The sequence below is a fragment of the Paenibacillus plantarum genome, from assembly GCF_013141695.1.
In the GTDB taxonomy this organism is placed as follows: domain Bacteria; phylum Bacillota; class Bacilli; order Paenibacillales; family NBRC-103111; genus Paenibacillus_E; species Paenibacillus_E plantarum.
Window position 1 is genome coordinate 44,369 of the sequence record NZ_WHNY01000040.1, and the last position, 18,541, is coordinate 62,909.

At 44.9% G+C, this 18,541-nt stretch carries 10 protein-coding genes; 1 reads left to right on the forward strand and 9 read right to left on the reverse strand.

Annotated features, from left to right (window positions below):
• Nucleotides 1–110 precede the first annotated feature (110 nt).
• From GC096_RS12400 to GC096_RS12440, 9 genes are all read right to left on the reverse strand, one after another.
• Entirely contained in the window at nucleotides 111–5,375 is a 5,265-nt protein-coding gene (locus tag GC096_RS12400; RefSeq protein WP_171630540.1) for an Ig-like domain-containing protein, read from the reverse strand.
• Between the two features lie 115 nt (nucleotides 5,376–5,490).
• Nucleotides 5,491–7,263, reverse strand: a complete 1,773-nt coding sequence (locus GC096_RS12405; RefSeq protein ID WP_171630541.1) for a hypothetical protein — start codon at nucleotides 7,261–7,263, stop codon at nucleotides 5,491–5,493.
• A 28-nt stretch (nucleotides 7,264–7,291) separates the two neighbouring features.
• Nucleotides 7,292–8,371: a beta-galactosidase BglB gene (bglB, locus tag GC096_RS12410; RefSeq protein ID WP_171630542.1), complete on the reverse strand. Its 1,080-nt coding sequence runs from the start codon at nucleotides 8,369–8,371 to the stop codon at nucleotides 7,292–7,294.
• 83 nt (nucleotides 8,372–8,454) lie between these two features.
• Nucleotides 8,455–10,107 carry an extracellular solute-binding protein gene (locus GC096_RS12415; RefSeq protein WP_171630543.1) on the reverse strand — a complete coding sequence of 551 codons (1,653 nt, stop codon included), beginning with the start codon at nucleotides 10,105–10,107 and terminating at the stop codon, nucleotides 8,455–8,457.
• A gap of 64 nt (nucleotides 10,108–10,171) precedes the next feature.
• Nucleotides 10,172–11,047, reverse strand: a complete 876-nt coding sequence (locus GC096_RS12420; RefSeq protein WP_171630544.1) for a carbohydrate ABC transporter permease — start codon at nucleotides 11,045–11,047, stop codon at nucleotides 10,172–10,174.
• Between the two features lie 16 nt (nucleotides 11,048–11,063).
• Entirely contained in the window at nucleotides 11,064–11,999 is a 936-nt protein-coding gene (locus tag GC096_RS12425; RefSeq protein WP_376769499.1) for an ABC transporter permease, read from the reverse strand.
• Between the two features lie 215 nt (nucleotides 12,000–12,214).
• The gene (locus tag GC096_RS39335; RefSeq protein ID WP_171630545.1) at nucleotides 12,215–14,485 is read right to left on the reverse strand and encodes a helix-turn-helix domain-containing protein; all 2,271 of its coding nucleotides are present in this window, start codon (nucleotides 14,483–14,485) and stop codon (nucleotides 12,215–12,217) included.
• Nucleotides 14,486–14,576: 91 nt separating this feature from the next.
• Nucleotides 14,577–15,599: an SGNH/GDSL hydrolase family protein gene (locus GC096_RS12435; protein WP_171630546.1), complete on the reverse strand. Its 1,023-nt coding sequence runs from the start codon at nucleotides 15,597–15,599 to the stop codon at nucleotides 14,577–14,579.
• Nucleotides 15,600–16,034: 435 nt separating this feature from the next.
• Nucleotides 16,035–17,099 (reverse strand): Gfo/Idh/MocA family protein, encoded by a 1,065-nt coding sequence (locus GC096_RS12440; RefSeq protein ID WP_171630547.1) that lies wholly within the window; start codon nucleotides 17,097–17,099, stop codon nucleotides 16,035–16,037.
• A gap of 280 nt (nucleotides 17,100–17,379) precedes the next feature.
• Here GC096_RS12440 and GC096_RS12445 point away from each other — a divergent pair, with 280 nt between their 5' ends.
• Complete coding sequence (locus GC096_RS12445; RefSeq protein ID WP_171630548.1) at nucleotides 17,380–18,537, forward strand: glycosyltransferase family 4 protein; 1,158 nt, start codon at nucleotides 17,380–17,382, stop codon at nucleotides 18,535–18,537.
• The last annotated feature ends 4 nt before the right edge of the window (nucleotides 18,538–18,541 follow it).

The following is an 18,541-nucleotide window of genomic DNA, read 5'->3' on the forward strand; positions in this document are numbered from 1 at the left end:
ATTAGAAAAGGAGAATTCAAGGGAACAAGCATTTTAATTTTAATCCAGCGAAACTGTAATAAGCTCATCTAGATCAAGAAGCTGTAATGGTAAGCTGTAGAAGCAACTGTTTACGACTCCGTCGGATCATCCCCCGCACGAACCACAAGCTCAATTGTCACAGTTGACCCCGCATAAGAAGCTGTAATACGCACAGTGCCTTGCCCTATGGCTTCAACCGTTCCATCCGTGCCAACACCTGCAACTTCAGGTTGGTCACTTTCGAAAGTAACCCCTGTAATTGGCTCGATCAGTTCTCCAGTGTCATCCATCGCCTTCACTGTAGCAATCGTTGTCTCACCAACCACCATATCTGCTACCCCACTCATGATGAGTCCAACAATCGGTTGAGCGGAATCATCGGTTTTAGAGAATGTCATACTGCCGTTCCTCGAAATAAGTCCTAAGTAACCTGGCTTGCGAATGGCTTCCGGAGCTGTATCCAAATAATTGAACACTTCTGCGCCATCCACTTTCAGAATAATGCGGACCCCATTCTCCTCGTTGAAAGTCCCGAGCTGAAGATGGCGCTCCTGATTGAAAGGAAGTATCGTCGTATTCGGGATCGCAGGCCCTGCTAAGCTTGTATAATTAGCGATCGTGCCGTAGATCACCGTTCTTTGTCCCTTATTGTATCGCTGAAGCTCAATGCCTGATTCCGAAACAACCATCAGGTAATTGTCTTCATCTCCATGACTATAACCAAGGGTATTACTTTGCTTTCCGAAGAGAAGGGCATACCAGCTTGTCGTGGCATTGATTTTTAGATTGAAATCGATAAACTCGTTCATGAAAGTACGTCCTTGATACACGGCGTGACCACTATTAGGTGTTGTAATTGTGATACTGTCAGTATCACTAGACACGTTATTCAAAGCAGTCGGGTACACATACCAGCCCTCTATATCGTTGATTTCTTTGCGCAACTTGTAATTATCCGTGGTTGTATGATTCCACACCCTCACATGATAATAACCTTCTCGCTGCTGTCCTAAAAAATCTCCCTTCAGTAAGAGAATCGCCGAACCCGCTTGAAGCGTTGTTAGCGTGCCATCACTGCTCACTGTAGCAACTTCAGGTGTTAATGAAGTAAATGACACGTGATCTAGCTCTGTACGATTACCGAATGACGTGTTCCCGTACGCATGAAGCTCGGTTGTCGTCCCTTGCTCGACATGGAGAATATTGCCCGTTGTGTCTGTCAGTCGGATATCCGTTAAGACATCACCGACATAAATATCCGCTTCAAGCTCACGCATAACCGTACCATTCACGATATAGATAACAACTTGGGTACTACCTGAAGAAATGCCTGTAACATGCCCTTGTGCATCCACTGTAGCAATGTTGGGATTCTTGGTTTCGTAATACAACTGACTGCCTTCCAAACTAAGCTGCTGATCTTTCCCGTTTTGCGCATTTACGCTCACCGTACTTGTGGAGCCAACATTGAGACTTAGATGCTCTGTCGACCAACGGCTGACAATACCTGCCTGTATATCCTGATAAGCTGGCTCTATCCCCGCTTGTGCAATAATCGCCTTGGCACCTGCTGGCCAGTTAGCGTCAGGAACGACCGTCGTTCCTTCAAACGTATTGTTGATCCCGTTATTGACGTAATATGATTCTGTCGTATAGTTATTCACAAAATCTAGATCATGGATTAAATTCGTCCATGCCTGCGCCCACCGCTTGGAACCATGCCACGGGTTCGATTCCTTCAAATCGATGACATTGTTCTCGTATCGCCAATAAGCAGATGACTGATCCGCATACAATGCGGCACTATCGTCCATTTGATTGCGGATATAATTGCCGGATACTATGTTCTTATCCTGCGGATTGGCACCATTCGTGCCTAGACTGTAGATGGCTCCGCCATCGCGAATACCTTTGCCCATAAGATCATATATCATGTTATCTTGAATCTTGATATTTTTGGTAATCGGGTCAAAATCCTTATCCCACCCGTACCCAATATGCGTTCCACTATACGGAATGTTGTAAATCTCATTATGGCTAATGTCCATATCAAGCGGAAAACCGGCGGAAATAGCAGATGCCGACTTGAAATCAACGCCGATATCATAAATCAGATTGTTAAGGATATCATCATTTTTCATCACCATGCCGTGATCTGTTGGGTTATAATATAGACGATCCTTCGAACTCGGCTGACCTACCGATATCGCACTGCCAGAAATATCATAGAAGCGATTCCCTTCGATCAGGCTGTTCTGTACGCCATTTTGCAGGATTAGACCTGTAATTCCTAACTTAGCAAAGTCATTCCCAATGAAATTAACCGTATTGGCAAGCTCTACTTCGATAGCCGCATCTGGAAGCTCATCTGACGTTCCCGCATAACGCAAATAGTTATTCTGGGCATCCGAATGTCCCTTATCTGTGCTCGGTCTCATCCAAGTCGTATACATAAATTGCAGGCCTTCAAACTGAAGATTGCGCACCGGTTGATCCACTGATTGCCCAATGACCGCTACTAATTGTTCCAAAATAGGCGCTATGGCTTCAGCCGTAGTTAAATCCTCCCAAGCTCTCGGCTTATAATAGAGATAACCGTCCGATGAGTCGAAGTACCATTCTCCAGCTTCATCCAGTAATTCAAATGCATTCTCATAATACACAGGAACGGTAATAGAAGATAAACCGCGCACCGAAGATGCTGTCCAGCCTGGATCTTTCATCGTAATCTGCGCTTTGCTGCCACTCACATTCACTGACTCCACTTTCACTCGTGAATTAGACCATAAATCATTGAAAACCATTTCAAGATCACTTATCCGATGATAATTAGCAAGGAAAGTATCATCGGACGTGTACCCTGTAGCTGTCTTTTTAGCATTAATCAACCCGCCTGCACTTCTTGCTCGGATCGCACGTACCCCATTAATATAAAGCTGTCTCGTTTGAAATTCCGTTCCGACGAATGCCCGAAACACGTGCCGCTCACTGTCAAACTCGTTCCAGCCTGTAATCACTTGCCCACCGCTAATGACAGGATGTTCACCTGGATAATTATGATACGTCACAAAGTAGCCATTGCTGCCCGAGTCTGACTCATCAAATCGAAGTGTATCGCTTAAGGTGTAAGTTCCCCCACGCAAATAAATATTGATATCGCCCTGCATACTGGCATTTAACGCTCTTGCAGTTGTCTGTGCCTTGGTAATCGTCTTAAAAGGGGATTGCAATGTACCTGGATTCGTATCATTCCCATCCGGCGAGATATACAGTTCGTGTGCGACGGACCTGTTCACAACAGTCACAATTGTCTGTCCTTGTATCGTACCCTCCTTATTGGTCGCATAAATGCTCGTTGTGCCGGCACCTATCGCAGTCAACTCCCCATAGGTGTCTACCGTTGCTATAGCAGCGTTCGTTGTTCCCCATATAATTTGCTGCTCAGTTGTATCAGGAGGTGTGAGCGTAGCATCAAGAAATAACCTGGATCCAACGGGGACATCGCCAGGGACAGCAGCAACAGAAATCCCGGTAATTGGTACCTCATAGACATGGACAGTCACAGTTACTTGTGGAATATTCTCATAAGGTTGTGCTGAGATGAGTGTCGTTCCTGGTTGCAGCCCCTGTACAACCCCATTGTTATCCACCGAAGCAACAGTCGGTTCACTGGAGGACCATACAGCGCTCTGTATCGTTGCATTTGCAGGTGTAAACGTTAGTGGCAGTTGTAGACTATCATCCTTCACCAAATGGATGTCATCTGGACTGATGGATGCGCTCACAGCAGCATGATACGAATACATTTGAAAGTCATCGAAAAAAGCAGTACCGATACTGTCTTTATAAATCCCCAAATACATCACAGATGGCACGCCACCGATATCATAAGGCTCACGAGACAATTTCTGATTTCCATTAATGTAGAAATCGAATATAGCCGCATCCGTGTCCATCATCAGCTTAACCTGGTACCACTCACCACTGGTGAGCGGCTGGATACTTGTCCAAGCGGTTGCCCCTTGCTTCATATAACTAAATTGCCCTGTGTATATAGCGAATTTCAATGCAGTCCCCCCTGTATCCGCCCCCTTCAGAGAGGGCAAATAAATGACGGCATCTGATTGTTCCGCACGAAATTTGTACGTCATGGTTACTTTCGAACTTGCACCTGTGATCGTTTTATCAATACTGTAGGAGGCCGTTGATTTTCCGTTCTTCTCAATCTTTAACAATTTACCTGGGTAATTTGCTATTTCCCCTATCGTTGCTGCCAATATATAAGGAACTGGTGCCGGACTAACCGCCGCTGAAGGCGCTGGTACTTTCCACCCCGTAGGCTTCGTTCCCGTTGTTTCCCCATCAAATGAAACGGATAAGAGATCTCCAACTTCCCCGCCAACCGGAGTAACAGCACTCACGTTCACAACAACCGTTGCATCCGAAATATTGCCCACTGCTTTGGCAGAAAGGATCGCTGTGCCGGGAGCGACTCCGGTAACGACGCCCGTCTGCGTGACAGTTGCAATCGCGGTATCACTCGATGACCAAATCAAAGTTTGATTGGTTGCTGTTGGTGGTGTGAAGATCACGTTAAGTGGTTGAATAGCACCTACATTTACCTCATACACCGCTTGTGTGACTGCAATGGATTGCACCGGTATAAAAGGATAAATATGAAAGTCATCAAAGTAAGCAGTTCCGATCGTATCCTTATAGAGTCCCAAATAAAAGGAAGTTACGGCTCCACTTTCCATCATCGGTTCATTCGTAAGTCGTTTCTCATTGTTAATGAATAAATCAAATGTATCCACATCTGAATTCAGCAGCAGCTTTACCTCATACCAAGTGGCACTTGAATAAGGTTGAATGGTCGTCCAAGTTGACGCTCCTTTCTTCATATATTGGAAATTTCCGCCATTCATCGCGAATTTAGCCATCACATTGCCGCTTTTGGGAGTGGGCAAGTATACGGCTCCTGTCGTTTGTTCAGCTCTCACTTTGTAGGTAAACACAGATTGACTGTTCGTATTTACAAATGCTCGCTCTATCAGTAGATTGCCTGTAGATTTGCCGTTCTTCTCGAATTTCAGCAATGGCGTTGAGTAATCAGCCAGATTCTCGACAGATGCTTTAGCGATATAAGGTACTGGCGCAGAAACATCTGCAGCTGGCGGGTTTCCTGTCCAATTGGCGGGTTTTACACCCAGCGTACTTGTATCAAAATTTTCGAATAATACATCGTCCGAGCTTGCCATGACGCTAGGTACCGCTGCTGGCAGACAAAGTCCTGCCAGTAATGCGAATACTAAGAAAGCGCATACAAATCTGGATTTCAGGATGACTCTTCTCATTATTTCTCCACCTTTTCAAGTATAATGTTGTTTCTGGAAGTAAACATAAGACGCAAAGCCCCCCTTAAGCAATATTCAACTTTCCCGTATATCGCTTAAGGAGGCCAACTAGGCTCTATTCATGAGGATCTATGTGTAAATGGACCTTTTCCATGCCTGCAATGCTTAATTGGATCTGTCTGATTTCTGTGAATTTCGTGCGTGGGACTTTGCCATCTGCATAACTAAGATCTTCAATTCGTACTTCTTCCAAGTAATCAAGAATGTCATCTTGATGAGTAAGGTGCTCAAGGGAAAGAACGGCCCATCCCGTTTCCAACCTGGTTTGTTGAACAAGACCTGCCTCACCTGTGTGCAGTACCTGTCTTAACTTAACTCGTTCCGATTCGTGCACAATCTCTACTGTCATTGCCTGTCTCTCCGCAGCATCACTCGTAATTCCATTCAAAGCTGTGATCGCAATGGTCATATGTGCATATCTCACCAGTAGCCAATGTCTCGCTTCTACCGTTGTAACGATTTCTTCGATGGCGCCAGCATAGCGATGAATTACCCACTCATCAGCAATCTCAGCTACACAGTGATTCACATTCGACATATTGCGAACCGTGAGCAAACAATGTTCAAACTGCGCCGAACGCGTCTGAATGTCGGGAAAGAACGATTCCTTGAATAACGCCGGTGCTAAATATGACGTTCGGTATGATTCTCCTGGATGTGTGCGAACCTCATCACCCAGATCAACATACCAGCGCAAGAATGAAACCTGCTCAGCTGTAACACTGAAGCTGACAGGGAAAGATTGCCAACCAAGCCCCCAATCGGGCCACTGATAGCTGCCAGGGATGACGGGAAAGCGATTAATGCTGCCGAGTCGCGAGCTAGTGCCAATCCAATAGTATGCGGAACTCTTATCGAAAATGGGTTCTTCCCATATCCTGGGAGTTAGTTGAGGGGTACCCTCTCCCGCCCACTCGGATAACTCGTCTTGAAATAAAAGTAAGCTTAGCAAATGAGTCATCGTTAATTTCTGTGGTTGTAACGCCTCTACGTCCACAATGCCCGCAATGGTCCAAATCATATCATCACGTGTGGTTTCACCGCTAAAGTTATAACTGCGGATCGTGGGGACGAATTCTTCGCCATCCTGAAACCTAAGAAACTGGTAGATGTTCTGGATTCGATTGCGAAGTTGCCCCTCAAGCGGATGCTGCTGTCCTGCTAACACTTTAATCGAAATTTGAAGCGCATTTAAGATCACAGACAGATAAACCAAGCTGATATTTTCACCCCAGCCCCAGCCTCTACTTGTCGTATACGCCTCCCACCGTTCAAAGAAACGGATGCCTTCTTCCAAATAAACAGGATTATTAAGTAAAGACGAAATCGCTAGGAGCAGCGCCCCATCACTCACGATTTTATTCGGGTAATACAGAATCGGGTTTTCGCATTCCTTACGGAACCACTCAGCCGCATGGTGCAACATCTCATGAATAACCGTCCGGTGGCTGGCCGGTATAACATCTGGATGGCACATATACAACATGACAAGCGGTCTAAGAATGAAGAAAGCGGCATTCGTATCATTCACGTGCTGCTCTTCCTGATACCACCTGAAACCGCCATAGTGCGGATCCGATTTATTTGTCCGTTGCAGCTTGGAAAGTGATTGAAGAATGTGTAACCCAGCTTGCTCATCCAGTTGTCCCAACAGCATGCCAAATGTATAATATTGCGCGGTTTGCCTGCCTTCATGGCAATAGCCTAGATGAGCAATTTCTCGCGTATGCCCAGGTTTATTGTATCTAACCATACCGTCTTCCAGAATGACCCCGTTATTTTCGTATAAAAAAGTTTCATTCATCAATTTGTGTATATTCGATTTCATGTTAATCAATTCTCTCACCTCTCCATGTCTACGATTGGCTGGATTCAAGCTTAATCCCCTCTGTTATAAGCATCAGCGTAAGCGCCTGACCATACGTCATCGGACATAACGGGATTTCCCGATAAGCATCCAACGTTAATCCCATCCCCGTCCCATATGAAACTTCGGTAACGATACCGTTCTCTTTCGTCCTTGCAAGGACGGCCCTTAAAGCAGACTCTCCCATTGTTCTAAATCGCGGAGGTAAATATCCCAATCGAACGGCTTTCAGAATCCCATACGCGAAGCCTGCCGTAGCCGATGTTTCTATATACGAGTTTGGATCATCCAGAAGTGTATGCCACATCCCATTCTCATGTTGAAGCTTCTCCAGTGCCTCAACCTGTGATAATAACGCATCCAACAGAAACATCTTCACCCCGCCGTTCAGATCTTGGATGATGTCGAGATAATCGACAATGCCTGCTGTATACCAGCAATTGCCACGTGCCCAAAGTGCGTTCGCAAAGTGATGCCGGCCTTCAAACGCCCAACCGTGATACCATAAACCCGTCTTACGATCCGTCAAATATTTGATATGCACGAGGAATTGCCGCACGGATTCATCCAAATAATCTTGTCTACCGAGCAAAGTACCCATTCGCGCCAAAAATAATACCGTCATGAACAATGTATCGTCCCACAGTTGTTGCTCATTGGCTTGACCAGACACGATATGCTGAAGTCCGTTCTCTTCCGTTCTTGGCATATCCGTCATAATCCACTCGGCCCACTCCTGGCTGAGCGCTAAGTACGCCGGATTCCCTGTAAGTTCATAGACATATGTCAATGTCAGCATGGGACACATCGTATTGACGTTTTTCTCGGGGAGACCATCCGCTATGTTACGGTCAAACCATTCAATCAAGAACGCTAAACCATTACCTTCACTAGTCTCCTGATAGTAGCGAAGTAATCCGTACAAACCTACTCCCTGAGCCCATTCCCAGGTCCCCATATCAATGATGCTAATGGGACATTCTTCCGCTATTTGGGTTTCATTGCCAAGTGTCTTCATTTGATGAATAACACGACTTGCGACATCTTTTAACGCCATCATTTGTTTCATCTCGCTTCTCCTCCACACCGCCTGAAAACACGGAAAGTGCCTCAAAGGAGACACTTTCCTTATCCACTTTTCAGGAGATGATCTTATTTGATCTCATACAAATCTTTCATCAACAAGGCTGTTTTCTTGTTAGCTTGATACCACTCATCATAGAAAGCATCGACTTTCGGTCCGCCTGCTTTTTCCCATACAGCCTTCGCTTCTTGAATGAATTGATCCATCGTGTAACTGTTCCCGCTTACGATCACTTTGGTCGCCAAATCGACAATCGTTTTATTCGCATTCGTATTAATCGCTACCAAATCCTGCGGGAGAAGCGGTAAAAAATCACGATGCGTCACACCTGGCATTGGGCGGCTCGGATCGACATACGCGATGCGTCCTTGCTTCAGTACCTCAAGCATGTCTTTCTCAATCGGCGTTGGATTCGCTTTATTTTCAAGACCTGTACAGGAATCCTTCGCTAACGACGCCAGCATGTTCAAGTCAGCAATGTAGCTCACTTCTTTCTTCGTTTTCTCCGCATCTATTGGCTCTGGGCAGCCGTTCGCTCCTTTTTTGTACTGTTCGCCTTCAATCCCATTATTCACGGTAGTTTTGAACGCGTCGCTGGACATGAAATCAATTTCTTTCACAATGGCTGCTGGGTCCTTAGCTGCAGCGTTCACAGCACCAGTGACAGCAATTGGATTATTCAATAACGGACTGAATTGACCGAACTCGCTCTTCGGCAAGGCAATCGAAATAATTTCGGCATCCGGCACATTTTTCTTCAAAGTCTCATAGTTCTTCGTTGGAAGGGAGCTTCCGATGATCCCCACTTTACCAGCCATCCAATCTTGCGCGGATTTGGCCCCATTTTTATCTGTCACAAAATCCTTATCCGTATAGCCAGCTTCATAAATCGTTTTCTGATAAGCAATCGCCGCTTTCAAGCTGTCCCAATCATGAACAACCTTGTCATCCTTCAGATTCCACGGATATTGATCCGTTCCAAAGAGTGTGAAGCCATTGCCAAACATATGGTTCAAAACGATACCTGAAATGAAGCTAAGTCCGATACCTTGCGTATCTTTCTTCCCATTGCCATCTGGGTCATTTTCAGTGAAGGCCTTCGCGACAGCTAACAGCTCTTCCGTTGTCTTCGGTACTTGCAGATTCAGCTTCTTGAGCCAATCGGCACGAACGAACAAGTAATGATTCGGATCCAAGTTATAAGGGCGGCCTAAGAAGTACATTTTGCCATCTGGCATCGTTGTTGCCTTTTTCAGAGCAGGATACTTCTCAAGTCTCGCTTTGTACTCTTTACTATATTTATTAATGATGTCATCAAGCGGCATCAATTGCTTCTGGTTATATAACTGACCTAAATACGATTTATCGAATTCGAAAATAAGATCTGGTGCTGAACCTGAGGCAAATAATACGTTATATTTCTGCAGTGATTCAAACCGTGGAATCGGAACGAATTTCACATCTGCGGGTCCTTTTTCGTTCACCCATTTCGTCCAACGATTGTTAATAATTGTCCCCTCTTCTGCTGGGATATTTCCGCGATCATAAAGTGAGGCAGTGATGGAACCACGCTTTTCCGGTGTAGCTTGAGTTGCCGCACTTGGACTCGTCGTTGACGTTTTATCATCTTTCGTGCTGCAGCCTACGACAACCAGAGCAAGCGCTGTCGCGATCGCTGCTGTTGCCGTTGTATTCCGTTTTGTCCATGTTCTTTGTCTCATTGGTGGTGACCTCCCGAATTAGTATCGCTGTTTACATTCTAATACGTCTTGTCCATTACTGCCATTACCCTTTGATGGCGCCGATCATCACCCCTTTAACGAAATACTTTTGCAGAAACGGATATACGATAAGCATTGGAATGATCATGATGATGACGCCCGCTGCCTTCATCCCTTCCGGTGTCACATTAACGACAGCTTCAGGACCCAGATTATTAATATCTGTCACGAGCGATTGGCTCTTGATCATTTGCTGAATCAACACAGTTAAATTTAACTTCTCAGGGCTGTTTACATAGATCATCACATTAAAAAAAGAGTTCCAATACTGTACGCCGTAGAAGAGCGCGATCGTCGCAATCATCGGCATCGACAGCGGTAAAATGATCCGAAGCAGCAGCTTCCATTCGCCGCAGCCATCCATCCGAGCCGCTTCTTCCAGCTCTTCGGGAATATTTTCGAAAAAGGATCGCATGATGAGCATATTGAACGTACTAACCAAAGATGGCAGCCATAAGGCGCCGTAGGAATCAATGAGCCCCATTTGCTTAATGACCAAGTAGGTTGGAATCAATCCACCTTGAAACAGCATCGTAAACACGATAGCTAGCGTTAGATACTTACGCCCATAGAATACTTTTCTAGATAACGGATATGCTGCCAGCACTGTAAAGATCATGCTCAGAGCAACACCAACAACCGTAATGATCACATTATTCGTAAAAGCTTGGATGATCGGCGTCCCTTTGAACAGAAGAGAATACGATTCCGTAGACCAATCTACCGGCCAGAGCACTACGAAACCTGACAATACCGCATCTTTACCGCTTAAGGATAGCGAAGCCAAATGTATTAAGGGGAGTAGACAGAGCAGCCCGGCTACAGCCAAAATCACATAATTAATGCCATAAAATACTTTTTCACCTGAAGTCGTTTTCATGCACACATCATTCCCTTTACCATAATTGACGGTTGAACCGTTTCGCGATTGCGTTAGTCATCACAACAAGCACAAGTCCTACTAGAGATTCAAACAAACCGAGAGCTGTTGTTAAGCTAAATTGGCCGCCCTGCAAACCCGTTTGATAAATGAAGGTTGAGATCACATCCGAAACATTGGAAACGATTGAATTTTGCAACACGTAGACTTGATCAAATCCAACTTCCATGACATGTCCCATTGCCAGAATGAGCATGAGGATAATCGTTGGACTAATACCTGGAATGGTAATGTGCCACGTTTGCTTCCATTTATTCGCGCCATCCATACTTGCTGCTTCATAGAGGCTCGGATCAATGGTGGTCAATGCGGCTAGATAAATAATGGCGCTGAAGCCCGCTTCCTTCCAAATGCCCGAACCAAGAAAGATGGAAACCCACGACCATTCATGAAAAAGAAAAGCATAGGATTCTCCGAACAGCTTTGTCACTCCCGCGTTAATAACCCCGCTTTGCGAAAACAAGGTCACGACGATTCCCCCAACGATGACCCATGAAAAGAAGTGAGGTAAATAGACGAGCGTCTGCACCATGCGTTTGAACCACATCTTGCGTGCTTCATTCAATAGAATGGCAAGTATAATCGGAAATGGAAAGCTCACGAACACGGTCAGCACACTTAAAACAAGCGTATTGCGAATAATCTGAACGGATTGTGCTTGTGTGAAGAGATGTTGGAAATTCTGCAAGCCCACCCACGGGCTTCCCCAAATCCCTTCATAGAAATTGTAGTTTTTAAACGCAATCACAAGTCCAAGCATCGGCGTATATTTGAAAATGAGATAAAAGGCCGCGATCGGTAGAAACATGATCCAGAGCGGAATGTTTTGCCGAACTCGGCGGCTCATCCAAAAGGTTCGCGCTTTCAATGATGGCTTCTGACTTGCTTTCATGTTGGCATTCGTTCGTGTTTCGAGTATTGGACTTGTCTCCAATGTCATACCTCCTTGTGTCAATTGTGTTATGCCTTTGGCTGACACCAACATACCTTCTCTCAACCACTCCGAGCAATATTCACTTTTCTCGTATACATAACTGCGGTAAATGCAAAGAAACCCAGCCATTGGCCGGGTTTCTAAGATATAAATAAGAAAGTTGATTAGGATAATTAGGTCGAAATCCCCTTACGTTCCTCATACTCTTTTCGATAATCACCAGGTGTCGTCCCCACGATTTTCTTGAATACACGGATAAAGGACATCGGGTACAGATAACCTACTTTTTCGGAGATCACTTGAACGGGATCAGCCGTTTCTTCAAGAAGCTGCTTCGCATGTTCGGTTCGAATCCTTGCTAAGTAATCGACAAACTTCTCACCGATTTCTTCTTTGAAAATACGACTTAATGTCTTCGTGTTGACATCAAAAGTTTCACTAACTTGGGCTAACGACACATCAGGATTGCCGTAATGAGCGCTTAAGTAAGCTTGTACGTTAGAAGCTAATGTATATTGTTCACGATTCATACGCAAATCTTGCAGTTCACTATGCGACTCTCTAAGAGGCGGCAACAGCTTTGCTTGAGCTTCCCCGATCCATTCGAAATCATCTGCTAAGGCATTCATTTGTAGGAAGCCTCCTGCGCGCCACTTCTCCTGAAACTCCTGCGGGAGCTCCTGCATCTCGCGATGCAACTGCATTTTGAAATTACGCAGTAAGCTCGTCATTTCTGCTTTGGTGTAGAAACCAGCTACCATGGTGTCGAACGATTGCTGCAGCAGCATCTCCCATTCTGGATTACCAATGCGGAATAGCTGCGCAGCCTCGCGCAAATCCATCTGCAACGTATCCAAACCTCTTCCTTCGGTAAGCATGTCCCAGCGAGAATCATAGATATGTACGCCATTTGGACCTACCGATATTTTACGGTCCAATGCTTTGCGTGCTTCAAGGAAGGAAACGGGTAGTGTTTCCGTTTGTTTCACGATATTCGCAATACCGATGGTCACCGTAAAGGTCAAATATTGTTCAATCCAGGCCCTCGCCCGTTCGGCCATCGTTTTGATCTTGAGAATCGTTTGTCTCTCACGATCAGCTCCCTCTGTCCTATACAGCAATCCTAGTTGATGGGGAGCTATCCATTCTGTCCAGAGGTGTTCATTTTCTGCTTCAGCAATTTCTTCAACTGCACTGCGCAGCGTAAATTTGAATAAGGATTGATCCTTCTGCGTATAAGCATCGGCAAATGACCGATAATAATCAATCTCAATAACTGCAACAACCAGATGATCAAAAACTTCATCGAGCCCGACAACCGCTAATTCAGTTGTAAGCTTATTCATTGGCAATACACGTGTACCATCCAAAATATCTTTAAACAACTGCGCACGCCGGAACAGCATACCTTCCGCTTGTAATTTATCATAGTTATTCGTATGTTCAATCAAGCTCTCGAGCGATTTGTCGATAAAGGCGAATTCGTCATCCGTATCCTGCCTTTTCACTAAACTGTTCTTGTGCTCGGAGAAGGTGGAAATCCGATTCATCACCTGATCCAACGGACGATAATGACGATGACTAATATAGGTCATAGCGGCAATCCCGCCAACAATGGTCATGAAACCAAGCAACACCCACACATATGAGAATGTAGAAACATAAGCGAAGAGTCCCTCGTGCTTCATCCCAATATGTAGAGTCCAATCTGTATAGGACGATTTGAGCACCGTATCATCTGATACATCTTGCCCAGTATTGACACATTTCCGTTCCATGCCTTCAAAGCTATTCCCGTTCGTGTCAGCAAGACATAAAGAGGAAACGCCGTCAATTTTCATCTCACGTGTCAAATCATGAAGAGAGTCTGCTCTCACATTAATGACGATGAGCCCTTGCTCACCGGAATAATAAGGAACCTTTTTGACCAACGAAATCACACGCTTCGTCTGTTCTTCGTCTTGGAACAATGAGAGTGTCCGAAGATTACTCCACATCATGGGTGATTGAAACGACATCGACGCTTTGACGAACGTTCTGTCACCAAACAGGGACAACTCGGATGAGAAGTGCTGCATAATGATTTTGCCATCAGACTCTCGATATAAATACACCGAATCAATCATAGGCACAGATGCCATGAAGTCCTGAAGAACTTCAGTCACCTCATAATAGTTATAAACGGATTGTGGCACTTTACTGTTAAAATAAGCTGTAATTTTGCTGTTCAGCAGCACATTTTTACTAGCAACTGTGTCTATATTTTTCAATGTCGAATCTAGAATTTGTACAACTTGTCCAGCGAAAACTTCGTTAGCTTGAAGTGTCTGTTTACGAACCATATCACTCATGGTCATAAAAAATAACAGCATCAGGCAAAAAATCACCGCGAAGAAAATAGGAATGTAAGACATAATTAAGCGATACAACCATTTTTTCTGCACGGCACATCTCTCCTGTTGCTGGATAGCATCGATTTTACAACTTATTTTAAAGGATATTCTGTGAAAAAGACATCATCAACTTTCTCGTTAATCAATTCTGCTCATTAGATCCGTTTAAAATCTTCTTGATTTGCTCAGCCAATTGATAAGCCATTCTCATATGTCCATATTCTCCGGGATGCACGAGATCCACAGACAACCCAGAGAAATCATCTAAGATTTCATCACCTTCAATGAGATGCAAGTTAGGATGGTTGAATTTCCTTACATGGGCGCGAAGGACTTCATTGAAGGCGGCATCTTTTTTCGTAGTTTCGCTGTCATTGTAGGTGGCGATGTTCGGATAGATCGTAATGACGAAAATGGGTTTATCCGGATGTTTTGTAATAAGTCTCTTCAACAAGTAATCCGTTGCGTCATGGAATTGTTCCACTGTGTATCGATCCCGCATGTTAACACCTAGCTCCAAGGTAGCGATTTGCCAATCTTGACGATCTGCTAGAAAATCCGCAACCTCTTTCTCGCACAGACAGGAACCGCTTAATCCGCAATTATACACATCCATACTTAATCTTCGCGCAGCCTGCTGGATGTAGGTCATCGGCTGATTATACATCCCATGTGTAATGGACGACCCATAGGCAAGCCACTGCTGTGTTGGCATTTCATTCGGTTGAGGCGGACGAACAGGATACCCGAACGTCTGCAAATGGGAAATGAGACAAGTCGTTCTTCCGAAGAAGATTCGCCATACTTCAGGAGCAAAGCCCGATTGCATGAGATGCTCGCAATCTATGTTTTGAATTCGATTCGGTGCTTCCAAATGAAGCGTGTGTCTGACACCTGCGTTCAATCGGTGCTGCGAATGGAACAGTCCCCCTTTGAAAATAAATACATCCCCGTCTGTTTCCGGTAGACAGAGTGTGATGCGAATCGCGGGTGCCTCAGTTACAAACCTGATCTCACAACCGCTAGCTTCTTCCGATACGATACGTCCTCGATCCCCCAGTACATGGCGTACATGCTTGGGAAATCTATATAATTGCAATTCTCCCGTCGTGGGATGTTTTTCTACCTCAGTCACATTATGCAAATACATGTGTTCTCTGATCATCTGATTCTCTCCTTATTTATTGCTGGATAGCCTGAGAATGCTGGACGCGGATTCGGATCACGGAAACCGGATGTGGATTCCGGATCTCATTAGTGCTTGTATCCAATACTATTAAATGGAAAATATACAGCTATTTTTGCGGAATCCCCTCACAATCTCGATTTAACTGTAAAATATGTAGTTAAAAATGCGACTTTTGTTCAAATCGTGTAAATTGGTTAATATTAACTGCAGGTTTTCCATCTATTCTGTATTTGATCGGAAATACCCGAAATTTAACTACATAAAATCCATCTATTTCATCTTGAACACAGGACAATTAAGAAGTTCGCAACCATCCTGTCACACTTCTTCAGGCCGTTATAAATAAAGGGGTAAGCATCGCTTACCCCAAGTTCACATACATCGTAATGGTCCTGCCGCCCCTTGCCGAGCTTATAATTTCACTTCAGAACCCGTACGCGCTGATTCATAAATAGCTGATAAAATTTGAATCATATGTAAGCCATCTGCTGGAGTGATAATCGGTTGGTCCCTGCCTTGTACACAATCAATAAAGTGATGAAGATGCTCGCCGTGACCATGGTTGTCTTTCGCGAGCTTCGGTGAGATGTCACATAGCGTGCCTTCTATTTCCGTAAAAATTTTCGTTTCGCCGCGTTTAAACGTGAACCCTGCTTTGGTGCCTCTCAACTCAACGAAATTCGTCTCTTCTTCGATATTTGAAGCCCAGCTGAATTCAATTTGCAGCGTTGCCCCATTGTCGAAGCGAATAAATCCAGTCGCCAAATCCTCAACATCGTAGATGCCTTGCTCTGATTTCTCACCGAACTGACTATGTGCCGAATCACTGAGGGATGTATCTGCGAACTTGGTGTAAGTGGCTCCAACAACAGAGACTGGTCTTGGATTCCCCATAAGCCATACAGCTACGTCGATAAAATGCACGCCTAAATCAATCAGTGGTCCTCCACCAGACAACTCCTTGGTTGTAAACCATCCACCTTTACCCGGAATCCCTCTGCGTCTCACCCAACCACAGCGACCCGTATAAATATCACCAGCATGACCTGCGGTTACATACTTTTTGAGGAATTGGATCGCTGGACGAAACCGATTATTACGCATGGTTATGAGCAGCTTGCCTGATTTCTCAGCAGCATTCGCCATTCGACTCGCTTCTTCAGGTGAGATGGCATCTGGTTTTTCACAGAAAACATGAAGACCAGCTTCAAGTGCTGCAACCGCAATATCACTGTGATATTTATTCGGCGAACAAATGTCAATCGCGTCCAATTCAGGATGTTTAGACAGCATTTCCTTATAATCCGTATAAAAATACGGGATCCCCCATTGCTCGGCTTGCTGTTTCGCTCTATCAGCAATCGGATCGCAAACGGCTACGAACTCGATTTCGGGATGCTCAGCAAAGACAGGCGCATGGGCAACCTTGAAAATATTCCCTGCACCTGCGATACCTAATTTCAGCTTATTCTTCATGTTGTATTGCTCCTTTTCATACTAGATTCGTCTGGGAATTCATCGCTAACGCAAGTAGCGTTACGGTGTTTCTTTCGATTTCACCATACAGGGCAGCCCATTCATGAGGCAATATTCAATTTTCTTGTATACTCGAAAATCTTTTCCACGCAAGTATATGATCTTCTACTCACCATATGCCATACGCGAAATTATAATATGACTTTCATATTGCATTGACATTCCCCGAACAATCCCCTGCTACGCTGAAGTTAAACTTGGAACTACAGGAGGGATTCATATGCGTCTTGCGTTGTTTACCGACACTTTTGTTCCTCAAATGAACGGCGTTGCACTCACACTTGGACGTTTCACCGATTATTTGAATCGAAGGGGCATTGAGCATCTTGTTTTTTCGCCAAAAAGCACGGCTGATATGGTCTATTCGGATCCCGTTCGTCCTGTAACGAGCATTCCTTTTTTTCTCTATCCCGAATGTCGTCTAGCTTTACCGAACCTAGCTGCTATCCGTACAGAGCTCGACCGCTTTCAACCTGATTTGCTCCACTTAGCAACCCCTTTCAACCTTGGATTATGTGGTCTGCACTACGCTCGCAAACACCGCATCTCACATGTCGCCTCTTATCATACTCACTTCGATCGCTATTTGACTTATTACCATATGAAAGCTGCAATCCCCCTCTATTGGAGTTATATGAAATGGTTTCACCACTCTTGTGATGCGACTTTCGCTCCCTCTCGAGATACCTTAGACACGCTACAAGAACAAGGTATGGATCGCTTGCTGCTGTGGTCACGAGGCGTAGACTGCTCCTTATACGCACCTGAAAAGAAAAGCATGGACGTTCGCGAAAGATATGGAATTACAGCTCCTTATCTCCTGCTTTATGTAGGTCGCATCGCTCCTGAGAAAGATATAGATACCCTATCCTCGATTATGAAACTGTTGCCAGATTCCGTAAAAGCGCAAGTTCATTGGCTCATTGTCGGAGATGGTCCACAGCTACAAGAGCTGCGTGAGTCAGCCCCTTCGAATGTCACATTCGCTGGATATAAAAGCGGCGAAGAGCTCGCTCAAATTTATGCTTCCGCCGATCTCTTCGTCTTTCCTTCGAGCACGGAAACGTTTGGTAATGTCGTTCAAGAGGCCATGGCATCCGGACTTCCTGTCGTTGCTGCCAATAGCGGTGGTGTACGAGAAATGGTGAGCTCTGGGGAAAATGGCGTGTTATGTGCTCCGCGTCAGCCGCAATCTTTTGTTCAAGAAATCATTTCTTTGGTCGATGACAATGACCGCTTAGCGAAGTTTGGATTTGAAGCTAGGGAGTTTGCTCTTGGTCGCTCGTGGGACGCTATCTTTGATCAATTGCTTCATGATTATGAGATGATTATAGATTTTCGCCGTATTGGCAAGAAATCTGGCTTCTATTCAGCTTGAAGGA

Bases quoted from the DNA above. Each gene is read 5' to 3' on its own strand.
- GC096_RS12415 (WP_171630543.1), bottom strand. From the start codon at position 10,107: ATGAGACAAAGAACATGGACAAAACGGAATACAACGGCAACAGCAGCG.
- GC096_RS12420 (WP_171630544.1), bottom strand. From the start codon at position 11,047: ATGAAAACGACTTCAGGTGAAAAAGTATTTTATGGCATTAATTATGTG.
- GC096_RS12440 (WP_171630547.1), bottom strand. From the start codon at position 17,099: ATGAAGAATAAGCTGAAATTAGGTATCGCAGGTGCAGGGAATATTTTC.
- GC096_RS12445 (WP_171630548.1), top strand. From the start codon at position 17,380: ATGCGTCTTGCGTTGTTTACCGACACTTTTGTTCCTCAAATGAACGGC.
- GC096_RS12400 (WP_171630540.1), bottom strand. From the start codon at position 5,375: ATGAGAAGAGTCATCCTGAAATCCAGATTTGTATGCGCTTTCTTAGTA.
- GC096_RS12435 (WP_171630546.1), bottom strand. From the start codon at position 15,599: ATGATCAGAGAACACATGTATTTGCATAATGTGACTGAGGTAGAAAAA.
- GC096_RS12405 (WP_171630541.1), bottom strand. From the start codon at position 7,263: ATGAAATCGAATATACACAAATTGATGAATGAAACTTTTTTATACGAA.
- bglB (WP_171630542.1), bottom strand. From the start codon at position 8,371: ATGAAACAAATGATGGCGTTAAAAGATGTCGCAAGTCGTGTTATTCAT.
- GC096_RS12425 (WP_376769499.1), bottom strand. From the start codon at position 11,999: ATGAAAGCAAGTCAGAAGCCATCATTGAAAGCGCGAACCTTTTGGATG.